General features: G+C 68.6%; 23 protein-coding genes. 12 read left to right on the top strand and 11 right to left on the bottom strand.

All coding sequences use genetic code 11. From position 1 onward, the window contains the following. Nucleotides 1-32: 32 nt before the first annotated feature. From AC1VNX_RS29345 to AC1VNX_RS29330, 4 genes are all read right to left on the bottom strand, one after another. Nucleotides 33-674 (bottom strand): histidine phosphatase family protein, encoded by a 642-nt coding sequence (locus AC1VNX_RS29345; RefSeq protein ID WP_483161069.1) that lies wholly within the window; start codon nt 672-674, stop codon nt 33-35. Between the two features lie 30 nt (nt 675-704). Continuing rightward, nucleotides 705-1,331 (bottom strand): DUF4136 domain-containing protein, encoded by a 627-nt coding sequence (locus AC1VNX_RS29340; protein ID WP_483161068.1) that lies wholly within the window; start codon nt 1,329-1,331, stop codon nt 705-707. A gap of 47 nt (nt 1,332-1,378) precedes the next feature. Continuing rightward, on the bottom strand, nt 1,379-2,323 hold the full coding sequence (gene ttcA / locus AC1VNX_RS29335; protein WP_483161067.1) for a tRNA 2-thiocytidine(32) synthetase TtcA: 945 nt from the start codon (nt 2,321-2,323) through the stop codon (nt 1,379-1,381). 65 nt (nt 2,324-2,388) lie between these two features. Beyond that, the gene (locus AC1VNX_RS29330; RefSeq protein ID WP_483161066.1) at nt 2,389-3,360 is read right to left on the bottom strand and encodes a LysR family transcriptional regulator; all 972 of its coding nucleotides are present in this window, start codon (nt 3,358-3,360) and stop codon (nt 2,389-2,391) included. A gap of 100 nt (nt 3,361-3,460) precedes the next feature. Between AC1VNX_RS29330 and AC1VNX_RS29325 the strand changes: the two genes are divergently transcribed. Continuing rightward, the gene (locus AC1VNX_RS29325) at nt 3,461-4,693 is read left to right on the top strand and encodes an MFS transporter (protein WP_483161065.1); all 1,233 of its coding nucleotides are present in this window, start codon (nt 3,461-3,463) and stop codon (nt 4,691-4,693) included. A gap of 23 nt (nt 4,694-4,716) precedes the next feature. Here AC1VNX_RS29325 and AC1VNX_RS29320 read toward each other — a convergent pair whose 3' ends face one another. Both AC1VNX_RS29320 and AC1VNX_RS29315 read right to left on the bottom strand, forming a co-directional pair. Further along, entirely contained in the window at nt 4,717-5,091 is a 375-nt protein-coding gene (locus tag AC1VNX_RS29320; RefSeq protein WP_483161064.1) for a dihydroneopterin aldolase, read from the bottom strand. 11 nt (nt 5,092-5,102) lie between these two features. Next, entirely contained in the window at nt 5,103-5,885 is a 783-nt protein-coding gene (locus tag AC1VNX_RS29315; protein WP_483161063.1) for an SDR family oxidoreductase, read from the bottom strand. 27 nt (nt 5,886-5,912) lie between these two features. Here AC1VNX_RS29315 and AC1VNX_RS29310 point away from each other — a divergent pair, with 27 nt between their 5' ends. The 5 genes from AC1VNX_RS29310 (at nt 5,913) to AC1VNX_RS29290 (ending at nt 10,886) form a co-directional block, all read left to right on the top strand. Then, the gene (locus AC1VNX_RS29310) at nt 5,913-7,028 is read left to right on the top strand and encodes a class I SAM-dependent methyltransferase (protein WP_483161062.1); all 1,116 of its coding nucleotides are present in this window, start codon (nt 5,913-5,915) and stop codon (nt 7,026-7,028) included. Nucleotides 7,029-7,170: 142 nt separating this feature from the next. After that, nucleotides 7,171-8,061, top strand: a complete 891-nt coding sequence (locus AC1VNX_RS29305; protein ID WP_483161061.1) for a TauD/TfdA dioxygenase family protein — start codon at nt 7,171-7,173, stop codon at nt 8,059-8,061. A gap of 25 nt (nt 8,062-8,086) precedes the next feature. Beyond that, complete coding sequence (locus tag AC1VNX_RS29300; protein WP_483161060.1) at nt 8,087-9,100, top strand: ABC transporter substrate-binding protein; 1,014 nt, start codon at nt 8,087-8,089, stop codon at nt 9,098-9,100. Between the two features lie 134 nt (nt 9,101-9,234). Then, on the top strand, nt 9,235-10,020 hold the full coding sequence (locus AC1VNX_RS29295; RefSeq protein WP_483161059.1) for an ABC transporter ATP-binding protein: 786 nt from the start codon (nt 9,235-9,237) through the stop codon (nt 10,018-10,020). Beyond that, entirely contained in the window at nt 10,017-10,886 is an 870-nt protein-coding gene (locus AC1VNX_RS29290; RefSeq protein WP_483161058.1) for an ABC transporter permease, read from the top strand. The genes AC1VNX_RS29295 and AC1VNX_RS29290 overlap by 4 nt, the downstream gene beginning before the upstream one ends. A gap of 8 nt (nt 10,887-10,894) precedes the next feature. On the opposite strand, the gene AC1VNX_RS29285 is transcribed toward AC1VNX_RS29290, so the two are convergent. After that, nucleotides 10,895-11,293 (bottom strand): DUF5329 family protein, encoded by a 399-nt coding sequence (locus AC1VNX_RS29285; RefSeq protein WP_483161057.1) that lies wholly within the window; start codon nt 11,291-11,293, stop codon nt 10,895-10,897. A 114-nt stretch (nt 11,294-11,407) separates the two neighbouring features. Here AC1VNX_RS29285 and hisN point away from each other — a divergent pair, with 114 nt between their 5' ends. The 5 genes from hisN to AC1VNX_RS29260 are packed head-to-tail and all read left to right on the top strand — an operon-like array spanning nt 11,408 to nt 15,385. Then, nucleotides 11,408-12,184, top strand: coding sequence for a histidinol-phosphatase (gene hisN, locus AC1VNX_RS29280; RefSeq protein ID WP_483161056.1), 777 nt, complete (start codon nt 11,408-11,410; stop codon nt 12,182-12,184). Nucleotides 12,185-12,196: 12 nt separating this feature from the next. After that, on the top strand, nt 12,197-12,391 hold the full coding sequence (locus AC1VNX_RS29275) for a DUF2905 domain-containing protein (RefSeq protein WP_093196812.1): 195 nt from the start codon (nt 12,197-12,199) through the stop codon (nt 12,389-12,391). A 38-nt stretch (nt 12,392-12,429) separates the two neighbouring features. Further along, nucleotides 12,430-13,356 (top strand): ROK family protein, encoded by a 927-nt coding sequence (locus tag AC1VNX_RS29270; RefSeq protein WP_483161055.1) that lies wholly within the window; start codon nt 12,430-12,432, stop codon nt 13,354-13,356. A gap of 47 nt (nt 13,357-13,403) precedes the next feature. Beyond that, complete coding sequence (locus tag AC1VNX_RS29265; protein WP_483161054.1) at nt 13,404-14,942, top strand: tetratricopeptide repeat protein; 1,539 nt, start codon at nt 13,404-13,406, stop codon at nt 14,940-14,942. After that, entirely contained in the window at nt 14,939-15,385 is a 447-nt protein-coding gene (locus AC1VNX_RS29260; protein WP_483161053.1) for a DUF1877 family protein, read from the top strand. Before AC1VNX_RS29265 ends, AC1VNX_RS29260 begins: the two co-directional genes overlap by 4 nt. Nucleotides 15,386-15,406: 21 nt before the next feature. Here the strand turns inward: AC1VNX_RS29260 and AC1VNX_RS29255 are convergent, their stop codons facing one another. Next, nucleotides 15,407-16,852, bottom strand: coding sequence for an aminotransferase-like domain-containing protein (locus tag AC1VNX_RS29255; protein WP_483161052.1), 1,446 nt, complete (start codon nt 16,850-16,852; stop codon nt 15,407-15,409). A 192-nt stretch (nt 16,853-17,044) separates the two neighbouring features. Between AC1VNX_RS29255 and AC1VNX_RS29250 the strand changes: the two genes are divergently transcribed. After that, nucleotides 17,045-17,377: a hypothetical protein gene (locus tag AC1VNX_RS29250; protein WP_483161051.1), complete on the top strand. Its 333-nt coding sequence runs from the start codon at nt 17,045-17,047 to the stop codon at nt 17,375-17,377. A 16-nt stretch (nt 17,378-17,393) separates the two neighbouring features. Here AC1VNX_RS29250 and otsA read toward each other — a convergent pair whose 3' ends face one another. From otsA to otsB, 3 genes are read right to left on the bottom strand one after another with little or no spacing between them, the layout of a single operon-like run. After that, nucleotides 17,394-18,779 carry an alpha,alpha-trehalose-phosphate synthase (UDP-forming) gene (gene otsA, locus AC1VNX_RS29245; protein WP_483161049.1) on the bottom strand — a complete coding sequence of 462 codons (1,386 nt, stop codon included), beginning with the start codon at nt 18,777-18,779 and terminating at the stop codon, nt 17,394-17,396. Continuing rightward, complete coding sequence (locus AC1VNX_RS29240) at nt 18,776-20,707, bottom strand: glycoside hydrolase family 15 protein (protein ID WP_483161048.1); 1,932 nt, start codon at nt 20,705-20,707, stop codon at nt 18,776-18,778. The genes otsA and AC1VNX_RS29240 overlap by 4 nt, the downstream gene beginning before the upstream one ends. Continuing rightward, on the bottom strand, nt 20,704-21,507 hold the full coding sequence (otsB, locus tag AC1VNX_RS29235) for a trehalose-phosphatase (protein WP_483161047.1): 804 nt from the start codon (nt 21,505-21,507) through the stop codon (nt 20,704-20,706). Before otsB ends, AC1VNX_RS29240 begins: the two co-directional genes overlap by 4 nt. Nucleotides 21,508-21,539: the final 32 nt, after the last annotated feature.

Here is a 21,539-nt window from a genome sequence, read left to right as displayed (position 1 = left end):
CGCTGGCTCCGGGCCCGCGCCTTCTCAGGTTCTCAGGTCGTGGTTTCGTCCAGCGCGCCGTCCACCAGGTGGGCGGTGTCGCTCCAGCCCACGAGGCTGAAGCCTCCAGGCGTCCACAGCATGCGGTTGATGGCAGCGTTGCCGAGCTGCCAGGTGCGCGGCGCCTGCAGTTCCTGGCGGGTGGCGGCGCGGTAGAGCACGTCCATCACGCCGCCGTGCGCGACCAGCACCACCAGTTCGCCCGGATGGCGCGCCGCCAGCTCGGCGGCCACGCCGGTCACGCGGTCGCGAAAGGTCAGCAGGCTTTCGCCGCCCTCGGGCTCGAATTCGGGATCGCGCTCGCGCCAGAGCTTGGCCTGCACCGGCAGCGTGGCCTCGATCTCCGCGAAGCTCATACCCTCGAAGGTTCCGAAGGCCCGTTCGCGCAGGCGCGGTTCGGGCTGCACGGCCAGGCCGTGGGGCTCGGCGATGGCCTGGGCGGTCTGCCAGGCGCGAGAGAGGTCGCTGGCATAAACGACGCCGATGGGCTCGTCGGCCAGCGCCGCGCCCGCGCGCCGCGCCTGCCAGATGCCGGTGGCGTTGAGCTCGATGTCGAGCTGGCCCTGGATGCGGGTGTCGACGTTCCAGGCGGTCTCGCCGTGGCGGACGGCGATCAGGCGGGTGGGTTCTTCCATCCGGGGAATTCTAGAAGGCGCTACTTGTGGCTATTTCTTGGCCTGCTGCCCCGTCTGCAGCTCGATGTTGACCCGGCGCTCGCCCTGCGGCGGGTTCGGGAAACCCTGCAGCGCGGCCTGGAACATCACCGGCAGGATCGCCGCGCTCGACGTATACGGGCCGTCGTTGCGCGCACGGGTCTCGTAGACCACGCGGTTGGAGCCCGTCTCGCGCAGCACGATGCTCACTTCGCGCTCGTACCAGGGGTTGGCCGGCGGCGCGAACACCGGGCCGCCATACCAGCCGCCGCCGTACCAGCGCCGGCCGTAGTAGCCATAGCCGCCGTAGCCGTAGCCCCAGGGGCCGTTGTAGAGCCACGGGTCGGCCCAGGGCGAGAGGCCGGCCGTCACGCGTGCGCCGATCTGCGCGGTGTACTGGGGCTTGGCGTCGTCGCGGCGCAAGCCGACCTGGGCAAGCGCCGCGCCGGCCATGGCTTCGAGTGATTCCTGCCGCGCGCCGTCGGCCTGCTGCGAGGGCAGGCGGTCGAAGCGGTAGGTGGCGCCGGGCGCCACGGCGCCGATGGAAGAGAAGCTCTTCACGTCGCTGTCGACCACCCAGGAGGTGGCGCAGCCCGTCAGGCTGGCGGCGAGAAGAAGAGCCGAGAACGCAGATTTCATGAGGGTCTCCGGGCACGGGGTGCCCCAAATTCCCCTGGGTTGCCCGTTCAGCCCTGGACGATGCGCAGGGCGGCAGGTGCCTGGGAGAGCAGATCGAAGGAAGGCGGGTCGAAGGCTTTGTCGCCCTCGTCGTCCGCCACGCCGGTCGCCTTCAGACCCTTGAAGTCGTGCCGCGTTCCGTCGAGCAGGTGCGATGGCACCACGTTCTGCAGCGCGGTGAACATGTTCTCCACGCGGCCGGGATACTTCCTGTCCCATTCGCGCAGCATTTCTCCTACCTGCTTGCGCTGCAGGTTCTCCTGGCTGCCGCACAGCGTGCAGGGAATGATCGGAAATTCGCGGTGCTGGGCCCAGCGGATGGTGTCCTTCTCGGACACGTAGGCCAGCGGACGGATCACGACATGCCTGCCGTCGTCGCTCACCAGCTTGGGCGGCATGCTCTTGAGCTTGCCGGCGAAGAACATGTTGAGGAAGAAGGTCTGCAGCATGTCGTCGCGGTGGTGGCCCAGCGCGACCTTGGTGGCGCCCAGCTCGTCGGCCACCCGGTAAAGAATGCCGCGGCGCAGCCGGCTGCACAGGCCGCAGGTGGTCTTGCCCTCGGGAATCACGCGCTTGACGATGCTGTAGGTGTCCTGGTTCTCGATGTGGAAGTCCACGCCCAGCTCGCTCAGGTACTTGGGCAGCACCTCCTCGGGAAAGCCGGGCTGCTTCTGGTCGAGGTTGACCGCGACGATGTCGAAGTGGATCGGCGCGCGCGCCTTCAGCTTCAGCAGGATGTCGAGCAGCGCATAGCTGTCCTTGCCGCCCGAGACGCACACCATGACCTTGTCGCCCTCCTCGATCATGTTGTAGTCGACGATGGCCTTGCCGACCTCGCGGCACAGCCGCTTCTCGAGCTTGTGCGTCTCGCGCTCGATCTTCATGGAATTGGCGGCAGAGGGGGCGGTGGCGTCGGCGGCGGCGGGCGCCTCGTCGATCCAGACGGCGTTCATGGGCAGGCTGCTTCGGGGAGTCGGGGGAAGGGGGTGATTGTCCCCGATCCCCATTTCGCCCGCCATTACCCGCCGACCAGCCCGTTTCCGGACATGGGCGAAACCGGGAAGGCCGTGCGCATCGCCTCCACGAAGAGCCGCAGCCTTGCCGGGTAAAAGCGCGCGTACGGGTACACCACGTACACCGGCGCGGGCGTCCCGCGCCACTGCGGCGCCAGGTGCACCAGCCGGCCCGCCTGCAGTTCCTCGGTCAGCATCCAGGCCGACGACACCCCGACGCCCACGCCCAGCACGGCCGCGCTGCGCAGGGCGTAGAGGCTGTCGGTGATCATGCGCGGACGTATCGGCACCCGGTACACCTCGCCCGTGCCTTCGTGCGTGAACACGACTTCGGTCCGGTAGAAATTGCGCGCGGCCAGCCAGGGCAGGGCTTCGAGCTCGCGGGGATGCGCCGGCGGTGGCGAGCCCGCGCCGAAAAGCGACGGCGCCCCCACGGCGATGCGCGGCACCTCGAAGAGCCGGATCGCCACGGCGTTGGGGTCCGTCACCTCGCCGACGCGGATCGCGCAGTCCACGCCTTCGGCGATGAAGTCGGGTGTCTCGTCGTGCGGGCTGTCGTGCAGCAGCCATTCGACCGTCACCTGCGGATGGCGCTGCAGGTAGGCCGCCAGCGGGCCGACCAGCAACTGCTGGCCGAAGGCGTGCGGCGCCACCACGCGCAGCCGGCCCTCGGGTTGGTCGCCCACGCCGCGCAGCTCGGCCTCGAAGGCGCTCCAGCTCAGGATCAGCTCCCTGGCGCGGTCGAAGCAGCGCTCGCCGTCCTCGGTGAGCTTCATTGCGTGGGTGGAGCGCTGCAGCAGCCGCACGCCCAGCGAGCGTTCGAGCGCCTGCAGGCGGCGGCTCACGGTGGGCTGGGTGGTGCCCATCCGGGCCGCGGCGGCCGACAGGCTGCCGGCCTCGACGATGCGCACGAAGGTCTGCATCAGCTCGATGCGGTCGGCCGTGGGCGGTGACGGAAGAGGAAGAGGCGTTTCCATACGTCAAGCGTATATCAATTGTTCGATGCTCAGGGCTACCTTCGGAGGAGGTTGGCCCGCAAACTCCGGCCCTGACTTCTCGAAACCAAGGGTTTACACCATGTCTTCCATTCAAAATGCGCATGAAAAGCTGCCAAGCTCGCTGATCCTGCTGCTGGCCGCCAGTGCCGGCTTCGGCGTGGCCGCGCTGTACTACAGCCAGCCCATGCTGGGGGTGCTGGGCCCCGACATCGGCGCCTCGGCGCGTTCGGTGGGTTTCGTGCCCACGCTCACTCAACTCGGCTATGCGCTGGGCATCCTGCTGCTCGCGCCGCTGGGCGACCGTTTCGACCGGCGCCGCATCATCCTCGCGAAGGCCTCGGTGCTGGTGCTCGCGCTGCTGGGCGCGGCGCTCTCGCCCTCGGTCGCGCCGCTGCTGGTGGCCAGCCTCGTCATCGGCCTGGCGGCGACGCTGGCGCAGGATGTGGTGCCGGCGGCCGCCACGCTGGCGCCCGAGGCGCACCGCGGCCGGATCGTCGGCACGGTGATGACCGGGCTGCTGCTGGGCATCCTGCTGTCGCGCGTGCTCGCCGGCTTCGTGGCCGAGCACTTCGGCTGGCGCGCGATGTTCGTCGTCGCGGCCGCGAGCATTGCGTTCATCGGCGTGGCGGCGGCGCGCGGCCTGCCGCGCCTGCGCCCGACAACGCACCTGGGCTACGGCGCCTTGCTGGGCTCGCTGGCCGGGCTGTGGAAGCGCCATGGCGCGCTGCGCCGCGCCGCCTTCGCGCAGGCTCTTCTGTCGGTGGGCTTCAGCGCCTTCTGGTCGACGCTGGCCGTGATGCTCCACGGCGCGCCCTTCCACCTGGGCAGCGCCGCCGCCGGCGCCTTCGGGCTCGCCGGCGCGGCGGGTGCGCTGGCCGCGCCCATCGCCGGGCGCCTCGCGGACCGTCGCGGCCCCGAACTGGTGATCCGCATGGGCGCCGCACTGGTCGCCGTCTCGTTCGCCGCGATGCTGTTCGCGCCGCTGCTGGCGACGCCCGCCGCGCGGCTGGGGCTGATCGTGGTTGCCGCCATCGGCTTCGACTTCGGCCTGCAGGCCGCGCTGATCGCGCACCAGACGGTGGTCTACGGCATCGACCCCGGCGCGCGCAGCCGGCTCAACGCGGTGTTCTTCACGGGCGTGTTCGTCGGCATGGCCACCGGCTCCGCGCTCGGCGCCCTGGCGCTGGCGCAGTGGGGATGGTCCGGCGTGGCGGCGATGGCCTCGGTGTCGGCGCTCGGCGCGCTGGCAGTGCGCATGTGGCCGGCCGGCTCGAAGAAGAAGGCCGCCGTGGCCTGTGGCTCGGCGGCCTGAGGAAGTTCAGCGTTCGAGCTGCTTCACCACTGCCCGGCTTCCATGCGGATCGCCACTTCGCAGTCGTCGAAGATCTCCAGCTTGGCGATCTTCACGCGCACGCCCAGCACGCCGGGCAGCTGCAGCAGCCGCTGCACCAGCTTGCCGATCAGGCTTTCGAGCAGGTTGACGTGCTCGGCGGTGCACTCGTCGATGATGATGCGGCGCACCTTGCGGTAGTCCAGCACGTGGAAGATGTCGTCGTCCTGAGGCAGCAGCGGCTGGGGGCCGAGGTTGAGTTCGGCGTCGACCAGGATCGGCTGGGGCGCCTTCTTCTCCTGCTCGAGGATGCCCAGGGTGGCGTCGAAGCGCAGGCCCTGGAGGGTGAGTGTCTGGTGGCCGTGCGAGGGTGTGGACATGATGGATGGGCTCACATGAGCGAGAAATCGCGCTCGAATTTCATCAGGTGCTGGCCGCCGTCCACCAACAGCGTGGTGCCGGTGATCGAGCGGTTCTCCAGCGCGAACTTCACCGTGGCGGCCACGTCGTCAGGTGTGGACGAGCGGCCCAGCGGCGAGAGCTTGTGCAGCTGGGCGAACTTGTCGTCGTCCAGCATGTGGCTCGCCAGCGTGAGGCCGGGTGCCACGCCCACCACGCGCACGCGCGGCGCAAGGGCCAGCGCCAGCATGGGCGTCGCGGCTTCGAGCGCGGCCTTGGAAAGCGTGTAGCTCAGGAAGTCGGGGTTCGGGTTCCAGAGCTTCTGGTCGAGCAGGTGGACGACGGCGCCGTGGGCATCGCGCGCGGTCACGTGCTCGTGCAGTGCCTGCGCCAGCAGGATCGCCGCGCCGGTGTTGCTGCGCGCATGGCGCTCCATGAGCGCGTAGCCGAAGGTGGCGGCCTCGTCGTGCTCGAAGAGGGCGGCGCTGTGCACCACCGCATCGACGCTGCGAAAGCGCGCCACCACGCGGGGCAGCAGCGCGCGCGTGGCCTGTTCGTCGTCGAGGTCGGCCGAGAACAGGGCCGAGTCGCCCGAGAGCGCGGCGCAGTCGGCAACCGTCTGCTCGGCCTCGGCGCGCGAGTTCCGGTAATGCACCGCCACCTGCCAGCCACCCGCGGCCAGCGCCAGCGCGATCTCGCGGCCCAGCCTTCGCCCGGCGCCCGTGACGAGAACGGTGCGGCGGGAGGTGGAATGCTGGGGGGCTGCGGGGCTCATGCGGGCAGGGGGAGGGAGAATGGCGCTGTGACGACAAAGACGACCCCCAGCAGTTTACCCACCGCCCTCGACCACCTCATCGCGCGTTCCGTCGAGCGCGCGGGTGGGTGGATAGGCTTCGACCGCTTCATGGCCCTCGCGCTCTATGCGCCCGGCCTCGGCTACTACGCCAACACATCGGCCAAGTTCGGGCACATGCCTTCCTCGGGCAGCGACTTCGTGACCGCGCCTGAACTCACGCCCATGTTCGGCCAGACGCTGGCGGCGCAAGTCGCCGAGGCGCTGGAGAAGACCGGGACCGATACGGTCTGGGAATTCGGTGCGGGCTCCGGTGCGTTGGCTGTGCAGCTGCTGCATGCGCTCGACGAGATGGGGCGCACCGACGTGCGCTACCGCATCGTCGACCTGTCGGGGACCTTGAGGGAGCGGCAGCAGCAGGCGCTTGCGGGGCATGCGGGGCGCGTTGAATGGCTCAACGAACTGCCTGAATCCATGCAGGGGGTTGTTGTCGGGAATGAAGTGCTCGATGCGATGCCGGTGCAGTTGTTGGCGCGTGTGGGTGGGAAGTGGTTCGAGCGGGGCGTGGTGCGTAACGCTTCGGACGATGGGTGGGCGTGGGCCGATCGTGTGACTGAACTGCGGCCGCCGGTTGATGTGCCCGGAGAGCACGACTACCTCACGGAGATTCATCCGCAGGCCAAGGCGTTTGTTGCGACGCTGGCGGATCGGTTGGAGAAGGGGGCGGCTTTTCTCATCGACTACGGGTTTCCCGAGGCTGAGTACTACCACCCGCAGAGGCATATGGGGACTGTGATGTGTCATCGGGGGCACAAGGCTGATGGGGACCCTTTGTCCGATGTTGGGTACAAGGACATCACTGCGCATGTGGACTTCACCGGGGTTGCGCTGGCTGGGCAGGATGCTGGGCTGGCTGTGCTGGGGTATACGAGTCAGGCGCGGTTTCTGCTGAATTGCGGACTACTTGGTTTGATGGAGAAGGGGACTGTTGCTGAGAGGGGGATGGCGGCTCGGTTGATTCATGAGCATGAGATGGGGGAGTTGTTCAAGGTTGTGGGGTTTGCTGTGGGGGAGGCTTGGGAGGCGATGGGGTTCAGGGAGGGGGATCGCAGTCATGCGCTTTGAGTGACTGTTGGTGCTTTGCTTCCCGGGGCCGGGCCGAGACCCGGCCCCGGAAAGCAAACCCTCATCACCCCTAAAAACAAAGTCATAAGCTAGCAACAAAGAGTTCGTTGGCGATCCAAATCCCGCCCCCTACATTCCCGGCATGACAGCCGCCCCCACCAGCGAGGTAAATGCTCCTTCGCAGCACTTCGAAGTGCGCCCTTTCGATGCCCCGGTCGGCGCCGAGGTAGTAGGCCTGGACATCTCGAAGCCCATCAACACCGAAGACTTCACCCGCCTCCACAAGGCCCACCTCGACCATCACGTCCTGATCTTCCGCAACCAGCAGATCACCCCCCAGGAACACATCGACTTCAGCCGCCGCTTCGGCCCCCTGGAGATCCACGTCCTCCACCAGTTCCAGCTGAAGAACCACCCCGAGATCCTGATCGTCTCCAACATCAAGGAGAACGGCGAGCCCATCGGCCTCGGCGATGCAGGCGTCTACTGGCACTCCGACATCTCCTACAAGCCCAAACCAAGCCTCGGCTCGCTGCTGCACGCCCAGGAACTGCCGAGCGAAGGCGGCGACACGCTCTTCGCCGACCAGCATCTGGCTTGGGAGTCGCTGAGCCCCGAGCTGCAGCAGCGCATCCTGCCGCTGAAGGCCGAGCACAGCTACCTCGCCAAGTACGAGGAGCTGCGCGCGAAGAACCCATGGCGGCCGAAGCTCTCGCAGGCGCAGATCGACCAGGTCGCGCCCGCCGTGCAACCGGTGGTGCGCACGCATCCGGAAACGGGGCGCAAGGCGCTCTTCGTCAGCGAGCATTTCACGACGCGCATCGTCGGGCTGCCCAAGGAAGAAAGCGACGCGCTGCTCGCAGAGCTGTTTGCGCACAGCGTGAAGCCCGAGTTCGTGTATCGCCACCAGTGGGCGCCGCACGACCTGGTGTTCTGGGACAACCGCTCGCTGATGCACCTGGCAGCGGGCACGCCCGATCACCTGCGCCGGCGCCTCAACCGCACCACCATCGTCGGCGACACGCCTTTCTGACTCCTTCCTTCCCAGCCTCCTTCCAATGAACCGTTTCACCCGCAAAGCCGCCGCGCTCGCCGCCGGCCTTGGCCTCCTGGCCGGCAGTCTTTCCGCGCATGCAGCAGAAGGCCAGATCCGCATCGCCGAGCAGTTCGGCATCGTCTACCTGCTGCTCAATGTGGCGCAGGAGCAGAAGCTCATCGAGAAGCACGCGAAGGCTGCAGGTATCGACGCCAAGGTCGAGTGGGTCAAGCTCTCGGGCGGCTCGGCGGTGAACGACGCGCTGCTGTCGGGCAACATCGAGATCGCGGGCGCCGGCGTGGGCCCGCTGCTCACGCTGTGGGACCGCACCAAGGGCAAGCAGAACGTGAAGGGCGTGGCCTCGCTGGGCAACTTCCCGTACTACCTGGTGAGCAACAACCCGAACGTGAAGACGATCGCCGACTTCACGGACAAGGACCGCATCGCGCTGCCCGCCGTGGGCGTGTCGGTGCAGTCGCGCGTGCTGCAGTTCGCCTCGGCCAAGCTGTGGGGCGACAAGGAGTTCAACAAGCTCGACAGGATCAGCGTGGCGCTGCCGCACCCCGATGCGGCTGCGGCCATCATCAAGGGCGGCACGGAGATCTCGGCGCACTTCGGCAATCCGCCGTTCCAGGAGCAGGAGCTCGCGGGCAATCCGAATGCGCGCATCGTGCTCAACTCGTACCAGGTGCTGGGCGGGCCGTCGTCGGCGACGGTGCTCTACGCGACGGAGAAATTCCGCAGCGAGAACCCGAAGACGTACAAGGCCTTCGTCGACGCGCTCGACGAGGCGGCGAAGTTCGTCACGGCCAATCCTGAAAAGGCGGCCGACATCTACCTGAAGGTGAGCAACGCGAAGCTCGACCGCGAGCTGCTGCTGAAGATCATCAAGAACCCCGAGGTGCAGTTCAAGACCACGCCGCAGAACACCTATCCGCTGGCGGAGTTCATGCACCGCGTGGGCGCGATCAAGAACAAGCCGGCTTCGGTGAAGGACTATTTCTTCGACGACGCGCAGAACGTGTCGGGGAACTGATGAGCGGCACGGCGGCGGTCCTCGATTCGCGGGGTGACTCCCTCTCCCATCGGGAGAGGGCAGGGGTGAGGGGGGAGCCTCTGGCATCGCCACCGGCCCTCACCCCAACCCTCTCCCGCGAGCGGGAGAGGGAGATGGAGAGGGGGCAAGACGGCGCGCCGCTGCTGCAGGTCGACAACGTCAGCCTCGAATACCGCACCCCCGAGCGCGTGGTCCGCGCCACGCACCGCGTGAGCTTCGACGTCCATGCCGCCGACCGCTTCGTGCTGCTCGGCCCCTCGGGCTGTGGCAAGTCCACGCTGCTGAAGGCAGTGGCGGGCTTCATCCCACCGGTCGAGGGCGAGATCCGCCTCGACGGAAGGCGCGTGGCGCAGCCCGGCCCCGACCGCATCGTCGTGTTCCAGGAATTCGACCAGCTGCCGCCGTGGAAGACGGTGAAGCAGAACGTGATGTTCCCGCTGCTGGCCTCGCGCACGCTCGGGAAGAAGGAAGCGGCCGAGCGCGCGCTGCACTACCTCGACAAGGTCGGCCTGTCGAAGTTCGCTGACGTGCATCCGCACCAGCTCTCGGGCGGCATGAAGCAGCGCGTGGCGATCGCCCGCGCGCTGGCGATGCAGCCTCGCGTACTGCTGATGGACGAGCCTTTCGCCGCGCTCGATGCGCTCACCCGCCGCAGGATGCAGCAGGAGCTGCTCGAGCTGTGGGACGAGGTGCGCTTCACGCTGCTGTTCGTCACCCATTCCATCGAGGAGGCGCTGGTGGTGGGCAACCGCATCGCGCTGCTGTCGCCGCATCCGGGGCGCATGCGCGCCGAGATCAATAGCCACGCCTTCACACTCGATAGCCTGGGCGGCGCCGAATTCCAGGGCACGGCGCAGCGCATCCACGACATGCTGTTCGAAGAGGAGGCCGTCGCATGAGCGCCGTCGTGCCGCCGGTCCGCCCCGAGTACGAGCGCACGCTGGAGCCCTTCATCGAGGTGCCGGTGGAGCGTTCGCTGCCGCTGGGCGAGCGCATCTGGTCGCAGGCCTGGCTGCGCAAGGGGCTGATCCTCGCCGTCATCGCCGTGCTGTGGGAGCTGGCGGCGCGGCGGCAGAACAACGACCTGCTGCTGCCCACCTTCACCGCCACCGCGGCGGCGCTGTTCGAGGGGCTTGCCAGCGGCGAGCTGATCGAGAAGGTGCGCATCTCGCTGGCCGTGCTGCTGCAGGGCTACGTCGCTGGCGTGCTGCTGGCTTTCGCGCTCACCACGCTGGCAGTGTCGACGCGCATCGGCCGCGACCTGCTGGACACGCTCACGTCGATGTTCAACCCGCTGCCGGCCATCGCGCTGCTGCCGCTGGCGCTGCTGTGGTTCGGGCTGGGGCGCGGCAGCCTCGTGTTCGTGCTGATCCATTCGGTGCTGTGGCCGCTGGCGCTCAACACCTACGCGGGCTTCCAGGGCGTGCCCGACACGCTGCGCATGGCCGGACGCAACTACGGGCTCCGGGGGCTGCGCTACGTGCTGCAGATACTGGTGCCGGCGGCGCTGCCGTCGATCCTGTCGGGGCTGAAGATCGGCTGGGCCTTCGCGTGGCGCACGCTGATCGCGGCGGAGCTGGTGTTCGGGGCGTCCTCGGGCAAGGGCGGCCTGGGCTGGTACATCTTCCAGAACCGCAACGAGCTCTATACCGACCGCGTGTTCGCTGGGCTCGCGCTGGTGGTGTTGATCGGCCTGCTGGTCGAGAGCCTGGGCTTCAGGACGCTGGAGCGGCTGACGGTGCGCCGCTGGGGGCAGCAGCGCTAGGTAGCTGGCTAGCCGCCGGGCTTCTTCGCGCCAGTGGCCTGCCGCAGCGCGCGCAGCTCGCTGTTGAGGAACTCGTTGGCGTCGCGCACCGTACCGTTGGTGAGCTTCACCTTGTAGGCCTGCCCCGTCATCTCCGAGCGCGAGGCGCAGCGCTCGATGAAGTCCTCGGCCGTGACCAGTTCCTTTTTGAAGTAGTCGTACTTCGCCTGCATGTGCTTGGCGGCGTCGGAGGCGTTGTACTCGCTGCCATTGCGCAGGAAGATCATCGAGCTCATCCTCGAGACGCGCTGGATAAGCGTGTCGATCAGCTTGTCTTCGGTGTCGGAGGGCGTGGCGTGGGCCAGCAGGGCCGAGGCGCCGAGCACGAGGGCGAGCAGGGCTGTGCGCAGGTGGGTGAAAGAAGCCATTTGTCGTAGTTCGTGGCAATTTCCGGGCCATGCTAGGGCTGGCGGCCCCGCTGTGTCAAACAGGGTCCGGCTCGGGTCTAATTGCAGGTTTTGGCAAGCGTTTCCAACTCTTTCATGAGCTCCTCCTCTTCCGACCTCTCGCCGATCGCCCAAGCGCTGGCCGATGCCGCCGCCGCCAAGTCGATGCACTACTTCCGCACGCCGCTGGACATCATCACCAAGGCGGACGAAAGCCCCGTCACGCTGGCCGACCGCGCCGCCGAGACGGCCATGCGCGAGATCCTCGCCGCGCGCGCCCCGGCGGACGGCATCTACGGCGAAGAGCACGGCCCCGAGCGGCTCGATGCCGAGCGCGTCTGGGTGCTCGACCCCATCGACGGCACGCGCAGCTTCATCACCGGCTCGCCGCTGTGGGGCACGCTGATCGGCGTGCTGCAGGGCGGGCGCGTGGTGCTGGGCATGATCGACATGCCGGTGCTCAAGGAGCGCTGGGTCGGCGTGGCGGGCAAGGGCGCCAGCCGCGACGGCCAGCCGGTGCGCGCGAGCGGCTGCACCGAAGTGGCCAAGGCCCGCATCGTCACCACCTCGCCCGACATCTTCGCGCCGGCCGACTGGAGCGCCTTCGACAAACTCAGCCGCCAGTGCGCGATGCGCCGCTTCGGCGGCGACTGCTACGGCTATGCCCAGCTGGCTGGCGGCACCATCGACCTCGTGGTCGAGACCGGCCTGCAGCCCTACGACTACCTCGGCCCGGCGGGCCTGATCGAGGCGGCCGGCGGCGTGGTCACCGACTGGCAGGGCCAGCCGCTGGGGCTGAAGTCCGACGGCCGGGTGATCGCGGCGGCCACGCCCGAACTCCATCGGCAAGCGATGGCGATTCTCTCGGCCTAGACTGTCGCCCATATGTTCCGCTGGCTGATCGTCGTCGTCCTCGCGCTGGTGCTCATGAGCGGCCTGACCGCCTGGCTGCGCCGCTTCGGCTTCGGACGGCTGCCCGGCGATTTCGAGTTCCGCGCCTTCGGCCGCGAGTGGCAGCTGCCGATCGCCAGCACCATCGTGCTCAGCATGATCGCGGCGCTGGTGGCGCGCCTCCTGTAGACAGAGCAGAGAACCAAACAAGGAAAAGACGAACCGCAATGAGAGCCTGCGTAGACATCGGCGGCACCAAGGTGGCCGTGAGCCTTTCCGCTTCGAGCGACGCGCCGCTGGTCGGCCGCCGCAGCGAACCCACGGCCAAGACCGGCGACAACGACGCGGTGGCGGTGCAGATCATGCGGATGATCGACGAGATCTGTGCGGAGCAGGGCGTCGACCCCGCCACCATCGACCGTGTGGGCGTGTCGTCGACGGGGCCCTTCGAGCTGCGCGACGGGCTGGTCGAACTCGCCACGCCCAACATCTGCGGCGGTATCGCCGGGCCATCGCGCGGCCTGCCCAATTCATGGATGACCGCGATCATCGAGGCGCCGCTGGTCAAGCGCTTCGGCAACGTCCGCGTCGAGAACGATGCCGTGGCAGCGCTGGAGGCCGAACGCCACTGGGGCGCGCTCAAGGGCCTGGACAACTGCGCCTATGCCACCTGGAGCACCGGCGTGGGCGTGGGCCTGTGCGTCGACGGCAAGGCCCTGCGCGGCAAGAACGGGAATGCCGGTCACGCGGGACACAGCTTCGTGGTCGACGATGCCACCGGGGCGCTGTGCGGTTGCGGCAACTTCGGCGACGTCGAGGCGCTCGTCGGGGGGAATTCGATCGGCCACCGTTTCGGACAATCCGCCGCCGACCTGTTTTCCGCTGCGTCTGCCGGCGACCCCAAGGCTCTGGAAACGGCGGAAGCCCTGTGCCGTGTGTTCGGCCGGATGCTCTACAACATGGTCATCATCCTCGACCTGCAGCGCATCAGCCTTGGCGGCAGCGTGTTCTGGCACCACCGCGACTTCGTGCTGCCCCGCCTCCAGGCGCAGATCGACGGCAAGCTGCTGCCGCTCACGCGCGGTGTGATGCTCGTGCCAGCCGGCCTGGGCGACAAGGTCGGCGACTACGCGGCGCTCGCGCTGCTCGACTGACCGGACAACAGACAGACAGGCAAGCAACCCACGCACCCGGGCGAACCATGACCCCCCTGCCTCGCCGCCGCTCGTTCGCCTACCTGCTGTGGGTGGTGGGCGGTTTCATCGGCGCGCACCGCTTCTATCTGGGCAGCTACCTGGGCGGCGCGGGGCAACTGGCGCTTCTGGTGTACGGAGTCGCCGGCCTGCCGGGCAGCCGCTTCTGCCTGGCGGTGCTGCTGCCGTGGATGCTGTTCGACCTCTGGTGGATTCATCGGCGCATGAACCAGCTGCAGGCGCAGGGTCCGGCCGAGGAAGACGACGCCCCGTCGGCGTCAGCGCGCCACGCTTCCCGCCGCCCCGCCCCGAGGGAGGCCGGCAAGGATTTCGACCTCTCCGCCCTCGCCGAAGCCAACAAGCTGCAGGAGCGCTTCGTGGCCGCCGCCGAGGCGGGGGACTGGACGCAGGCCGTCGCCATCGGCGAGCAGATCGTCGCTGCCACGCGCCGCGTGTTCAAGGGCCCGCATCAGAACCTCGCCATGACCCTTTGCATGCTCGGCCAAGCCTGCTACCAGATCGACGCCTTCGACAAGGCGCGCGCCAGCCTCGAGGAGAGCCTGTCCATCGGGCGCAAGCTCGGCATGCCCGCGGAGGACATGGACGTCGCCCGCAAGGCGCTGGACCTGACGCTGGTGGGCATCGAGCAGCGCAAGGCCCGTGGCGCGACCACCGACGAGCAGGGCGTGCTGCTGAACCTGCTCGAAGACCGCGAGGCCCGCTACCGCGATGCGCTCGCCCAGGGCGACCTGCAAAGCGCCGAGAAACTCTGCGCGCAGGCCATCGCCGCCAGCCGCCGCCTGCATGGCGGGGCGCATCGCAGCGTGGTGCTGCACCTGTCCAGCCATGCCGAGCTGTGCCGCCGGCTGCGCTGGAACGAGAAGGCCCAGGCCTCGGCCGACGAGGCCCTGGCCGTGGCCGCCGAGCTCGGGCTGGACGACAGCTGGCGGCGCGGGCCGACCAACACGCTGGCGCTGCTGCATGCCGCGGCCGGTCGCGCCGACGAGGCGGAGGCGCTCTACAAGAAGACCATCGCCATGGCGGTGGCCGAGGCCGGGGGCGGCTCCAGCGACGGCGTGGTGCGCGCCTTCAACAACCTCGCGTTCCTCTATGCCGAATCGGGCCAGGAGGCGAAGGCCGAGCTCTGCTACGCCCGTGCCCTGGTGCACCTCGACAAGCTCCCGCCGGGCGAGGGCGACGCCGAGCTGCATTCCGACATGCTCAACAACTTCGCGAGCCTGTTCATGGCGCGGCGCGACTTCGCCCGCGCGCGGGAGCTGTTCGAGCGTTCGCTCGACATCCAGCAGCGCAGCTGCCGCGGCATCTCGTCGTCGGCCGCCAACGCGCACAACGACCTGGGCCTGATCGCGCAGGAAGAGGGCGAGCTGCGCCAGGCGCTGGTGCATTTCAAGCGCACGCTGCTGCTCAACCAGATCTGCGCGCCCGACCACTTCAGGAACATCGACAACGCGCAGCGCAACATCGACAGCGTGAGCATCGCGCTCGCGGCGGTGGCGCGCGCCGCCCGCATGGAGCCCAGCACTTGAGCATCGGCGCCGCCTTCTACGCCCTCGACCGCTACCGGCTGCGCGCGCTGGTGATCGATCCGTCCACCGTCTCCGGCTTCCTGCACTCGCCCGCCGCGCAGGGCGGTCCCCACGACAGCCAGACGGTGGAGCAGGCCTGGGACGTGGTGCGCACGCTGATGCCCGAGGTGGTCGACGGCGAGGAGCTCGACGGCACCGACGGCCTGGGCTGCATTTACCTCACGGCCGCCCACGTGGAGCGCGCGGCGGCGCGGCTCGCTCAGTGCGACGTGGCGGCGCTGGTGGGCCGCTTCACGGGCGAGCCGGCGAAGTTCGGCGAGCTGTACTGGGCCAAGGTCTGGCAGGAAGGCGCCCAGGACCTCGCGGGCTTCATGGACGGCGTCAAGCGCTTCTTCGCCGGCGCGGCCGCAAGGCGCGACGCCGTCGTGTTCTACATCGTCTGAATCGCGCCGAAGCGCCGGCGGCTAGCGCGGCGGCTGCACCGCCGACACGATCTCGCCCAGCCGCTGCAGCCCCGCGTCCACTGCCTTCGAATACGGCCAGCCGCAGTTGATGCGCAGGTAGTTGTCAAAGCGCCCCGAGTTCGAGAACTGCGCGCCAGGCGCCACCAGCATCTGCTCGCGCAGCGCGGCGTCGAACACGTTCACCGACGAGCGCTGCTGCGGCAGCTCCACCCACAGCTGCAGCCCGCCGCGCGGCAGGTTCAGCCGCGTGCCCGCCGGGAAGTAGCGGGCGATGGCGTCGGCCGTCTGGTCGCGCTGCATGTGCAGCCGCTCGCGCAGCCGGCGCAGGTGGCGGTCGTAGCGCCCGCCCGCGATGAACTCGCCCGCGGCGATCTGCGCCAGCGCCTCGTTGTTGCGGGTCTGCGCGTACTTGAGCATCTCCACCTGCGCGTGCCAGCGCCCGGCCGTGATCCAGCCCAGCCGCAGCCCCGGCGCCAGCACCTTGTGCAGCGAGGCGCAATAGATCACGTTGCCGGTGCGGTCCCACGACTTCAGCGCACGCAGCGGCGAATCGGTTTCCACCAGGTCGCTGTAGGTGTCGTCCTCGACCAGCGCGATGCCGTGGCTCTCGCACAGGTGCGCGAGCCGCTGCTTGTGGCTGTCGGGCATCACGCTGCCGATGGGGTTCTGCAGGTGCGGCACCACCACCACGGCCTTGATGTCGTCGTAGGTGTGGATGGCCAGGTCCAGCGCCTCCAGCGAGATGCCGGTCTGCGGGCTGGTCGGGATCTCGAGCGCGCGCAGGCCCAGGCTTTCGAGCACCTGCAGCAGGCCGTAGAAGGTGGGCGACTCAACGGCCACCGTGTCGCCGGGCTTGGCGATGGCGCGCAGCGCGAGGTTCAGCGCCTCGATGCAGCCGTTGGTGACGAGCACCTCGTCGGGCGCCACCGTCATGCCCACGCGCAGGCTGCGCTGCGCGACGGCCTCGCGGAACTGCTCGTGGCCCTTCTGCGACGATGCTGTGGTCAGCAGTTCGGGCCGTTGGCGCAGCGCGCGTGTCATCGAGTTGCGCAGGGCCTCTGCGGGATACAGCTCGGGGGCCGCGCGGGCGATCGCGAAGTTGAGCTTCACGCCCGTGTGCCGCCCGCGCGCCATGAAGTTGGCCATGCGCTCGCGCATGCTCACGAACTGGGCCGGATCGGGTGGCACGTCGGCCGTCGGCTCTTCCATCGGCGCGATGGCCAGCCGCTGCGGCCGCCGCACGAAATACCCGGAGCGGTCGCGCGCCTCGACCCAGCCGTCGCTTTCCATGGCGCGGCAGACCTGCAGCGCGGTCGACAGGCTGATGTCGTGCAGCCGCATCAGGCTGCGCAGCGAGGGCAGCTTGTCGCCCTGCTTGAGCGAGCCGGTGTGGATCGCATCCACGTAGTGCGCGGAAAGCTGGCGGTAGAGCGGTAGCGAGTCCATGGATCGATGTTCCCCGCATCGGGCATCCAAAAACAGATGCAGTTGCCTGGGGAAACGACCATAACAGATGCGTTCGCAGCCCTGCTGTTCCGGTCGCAATAGCCATGGCGTGTGCCTGTTTTTCAGGCAGCAGGATTCCTACGATGAAGCCTCATCCAACCGACCTACGCCGCCATAGTCGCCATCGCCGCCATGATCACCACACTCTCCCAAGCGCCCGATTCCATCGTTCTCGAACCCGGACAGTCCCTGCGCACCTCGGTCGAGGCCGGCGCCTGGCTCCAGTTGGCCGAGGGCCGCGCCCGGGTGGTGTCGCCGCCGGGCTGGTTTGGCGAGACGGTGTTCATGAGCGAGACGCCGCTCGAAGAGGGCGACATCCACCGCCTGCCGCACGGAGGGTGGATCGAGGTGTCGGCGCTGACGCCGGTGCACCTGCGCGTGCATGCGCCCATGGCTGCGAGGGCGGCCGCTCCCGCGCAGGCGCGGCCGGTGATGCGCTTCGTGCGGCTGCTGACCGGCTGGTGACCGATCGGTGAGGGGGTCAGCGCTCGCTGGCCGCCTCGCGCAGCGCTTCGAGAAAGCTGCGCCGCCACCAGTGGATGTCCTGTTCGCGGATGCGCGACAGCAGCTTCTGGTGCCGTTCGCGCCGCTCCTCCAGCGGCATCTGCAGCGCCTGCTGCACCGTCTCGGCGGTGCCGTGGGTGTCGTAGGGGTTCACCAGCAGCGCTTCCTTCAGCTGCTCGGCGGCGCCGGCGAAGCGCGACAGCACCAGCACGCCCGGGTCGGCCGGGTCCTGCGCCGCGATGTATTCCTTGGCGACGAGGTTCATGCCGTCGCGCAGCGGCGTCACCAGCCCCACGGCCGCTGCGCGGCACAACCCCGGCACCCGCTTGCGCGCCACCATGCGGTGGATGTAGCGCACCGGCATCCAGTCGAGCTCGCCGTAGTCGCCGTTGATGGCGCCGCACAGCGACTCGAGTTCGCGCCGGATGTCGGCATACGCGTCGACCGTCTCGCGCGTGGGCGAGGCGATCTGGATCAGCGTGGCGCTGCGCCGGTTCTCGGGGTAGTTCGCCAGCAGTTCGCGGAACGAACGCACCCGCTGCGGAATGCCCTTCGAATAATCGAGCCGATCGATGCCCAGCAGCAGCCGGCGGCTCGAATACTCGCGCTTCATGGTCTCGTACATGTCGCGCGATTCCTTCGCGTGCGTGAGTGCCGCGAACTCGTCCACGTCGATGCCGATGGGAAAGGCCGCGCTTCGCACCGTCTGCCCGTAGGCGCGGTACATGTCGTTGCCCAGGTACTCGCCACGGGCCTCGTTGCGCACGTAGTGCTCGAAGTGCTGCACGTCCTGCTGCGCCTGGAAGCCGATCAGGTCGTACGAGAACAGCGAGCGCATCAGCCATTCGTGCTGCGGGATGGCCGCGGTGATGATCTGCGGCGGCAGCGGAATGTGCAGGAAGAAGCCGATGCGCTGCCTGCAGCCCATGGCGCGCAGCTCGGCTGCCAGCGGGATCAGGTGGTAGTCGTGCACCCAGATGATGTCGTCTTCCTTCAGCAGCGGCAGCAGCTTGCGTGCGAACAGCTGGTTCACGCGCCGGTAGCCGCCGATGAAGCCGGCGTCGAAGTGCGCCAGGTCGAGCCGGTTGTGGAACACCGGCCACAGCACGTCGTTGCTGTAGCCGAGGTAGTAGCTGTCGTGGTCTTCGCGGCTCAGGTCGATGGTGGCCAGCGTTACCTTGCCGGCCTGCTGCCGGTGCAGTTCGCCTTCGCCCGTGGGGCCGCCTTCGATGACCTGTCCGCTCCAGCCGAACCACAGGCCGCCGCTTTGCTGCAGGCTTTCGCCGAGCGCCACGGCCAGTCCGCCGGCGGCCGGCTTGCGTGGGTCCGCCACGCGGTTTGAAACGACGACCAGACGGCTCATATGCACGAATCCCAGGGAGCGGACAGGCGCACGGCCGCGTTGATGATGCCGACCATCGAATAGGTCTGCGGAAAGTTGCCCCACATCTCGCCCGTGACCGGGTGCGTGTCTTCCGACAGCAGTCCCAGCGGGTTGCGCGCCGCGAGCATGGTCTCGAAGATCTGGCGCGCCTCGGCCTTGCGGCCGATCTTGGCAAGTGCGTCGATGCGCCAGAAGGTGCAGATGTTGAACGCGGTCTCGGGCTTGCCGAAATCGTCGGCGGCCTCGTAGCGGCGCATGTAGGGGCCGTCGCACAGCGACTTTTCCATTGCGTCGACCGTCGAGATGAAGCGCGGGTCGCGTGCGTCGATCAGGCCCACTTCCACCATCAGCAGGATGCTCGCGTCGAGCTCGTGCCCGCCGAAGCTCTCCGCAAAGGCCTGGCGCTCTTCGCACCACGACTTGGCGAGGATCTCTTCCTTCATGCGCGCGGCATGGCCATGCCAGTAGGCGGCGCGCTCGGGCAGGTGCAGCGCGCGGGCGATCTTGCTGAGCCGGTCGCAGGCCGCCCAGCTCATCAGCGCCGAGCTGGTGTGCACGCGTGCGCGCGTGCGCAGCTCCCACATGCCAGCGTCGGGCGTGCCGTAGACGCGCACCGCCTGTTCGCCCACCGCCTCGAGGTGCGGAAACTCCGCGAGCCCCGCGCGGCTGAGCAGCCGGTGATCGTGAAAGGCCTGCGCCGCGCCGAGCACGATGTTGCCGTACACGTCGTGCTGGAAATGCTCTTGTGCCTGGTTACCCACGCGTACCGGGCCCATGCCGCGATAGCCCGCCAGGTTCTCGACAAAAGACTCGGGCAGCTCGCGCTCCAGCCCGATGCCGTACAGCGGCTGGATGTGCTCGCCGTGCGAGCCGATCACCACGTTGCCCAGCCAGCGAAGGTAGTCCTCCATGGTGCCCACCTCGCTCAGCGAGTTGAGCGCGCGCACCACGAAGAAGGCGTCGCGCAGCCAGCAGTAGCGGTAGTCCCAGTTGCGCTGGCTGCCCGGCGCCTCGGGAATGCTGGTGGTCATGGCCGCGACGATGGCGCCGGTGTCCTCGTACAGCGAGAGCTTCAGCGTGATGGCCGCGCGGATCACCGCCTCCTGGTACTCGAAGGGGATGGCCAGGCGCTTGCTCCAGGTGCGCCAGTAGGAGATGGTTTCCTGCTCGAACTTGCGCGCGGTGTCGGCAATGCCGTCGAGCAGCGTCTCGTCCACGCCGAACATGAAGTTGTATTCGCGCGAGAGCACGAAGGGCTGGCGCGAGAGGATGTGCGAGATCGATGCGTCGGTGTTCAGCCGCAGCGTCACGTCGGGCCCGACGTAGCGGATGTGGTTGCTGCCGCGCGTGACCTCCACCGGCGCCGAGGCGCCCCACTGGAAGCGCGGGTCGAGCGACACGCGGATGCGCGGCGCGCCGGCAATCGGCCGCACGCGGCGCACGATCATCAGCGGGCGGAAGTAGCGCGAGCGGCTGTAGAAGCGCGGCGCGAAGTCGGTGATCTCGATGCCCTGCCCCGCGCTGTCGAAGAGCTGCGTGCGCAGCACGGCCGTGTTCGGTTCGTACCACTGCTTCGCTTCGGCGAAGTCCTCGATGTCGATGCTCCAGGCGCCGGCGTCTTCACCGGGGTGCAGAAGGGCGTTGAACACCGGGTCGCCGTCGAAGCGCGGCAGGCAGCACCACACGGCACGGCCGCGCGCGTCGATGAGTGCGCTGTAGGCGCAGTTGCCGATCACGCCCACGTTCAGCGATGGATCGGCCGGCGGCGCGAAGCCGCGCGGGCCCGGTGCGGCAGCGGCCGCCGCGTCGACCGGGGCCTTGTCATCGGGGCCGGCGGCACCGGCCAGCGCGGCACCCGCGCGGTCGTCGGGGGCCTTCGACAGTTGTTGTTCTTCTTGTGCGCTCATTCGGGGCTCCTCGGAGATTTCGTGTTCTTGACGGCCGGCTTGCTGTCGCGTGCCGCGAGCAGGTCGCGTGCCTGCACCAGCCATTCGTAGACGGCCAGCGGCGATTCGAGGCGGTGCAGCGCCAGGCTCGGGCCGGAGCCGACCTTGACTGCGATGCCGCCGCGCGGCTGCACCACGGCAAAGCCGCTCTCGTCGGTGGTGTCGTCGCCGAGAAAGACGGGCACGCGGCCGGCGAAGGGCGCCTCGGCCATGAAGGCGTCGATGGCGATGCCCTTGTTGATGCCCGCGGGCTTCACTTCGAAGACGAACTTGCCGTGCATCAGCTCCAGCATCGGGTCGTGCGCGATGGCGCGCGACATCGCATCCCGGCACACCGCCTCGAGCTGCGGCGCGAGCCGGTAGTGCAGGGCGATGGCCGCGTGCTTGCGCTCCACCAGCAGGCCTTCGTGCACGCGCGCGAGTTCGTTGGCGATATCGAGGATGGGCACGAGGTCGGGCGCGCGCTGTTCCTGCATGTGGCCCGCGGCATCGCGGCGCTGCACGCCGTGCTCGCCGGCCGCGGGCAGCCGCAGCGGCGCGAGAAAACGGTCGATGGAATCGATCTGGCGACCCGACACCACGGCGAGCGCGCCGCCGAGCTGGTCGCGCAGGTCGTCCAGCAGGGGCACGAGGGCCGGTGGAATCTCGATGGCTTCAGGCGTGGGCGCAAGCCCGACCAGCGTACCGTCGAAGTCGAGAAAGAGGGCTGAGTCCCGGCCCAACGGAGGAGGCAACTGCGAGTTGCTGGAGGACTTTGGCATCGGGGAAAACCTTAACACGCGTCGCGCGCGGC

The organism is Variovorax sp. TLI9-5A (genome assembly GCF_056867935.1).
The sequence above is the reverse complement of the archived record's forward strand: the minus strand, read 5'-3'. Positions and strand labels throughout refer to the sequence as shown.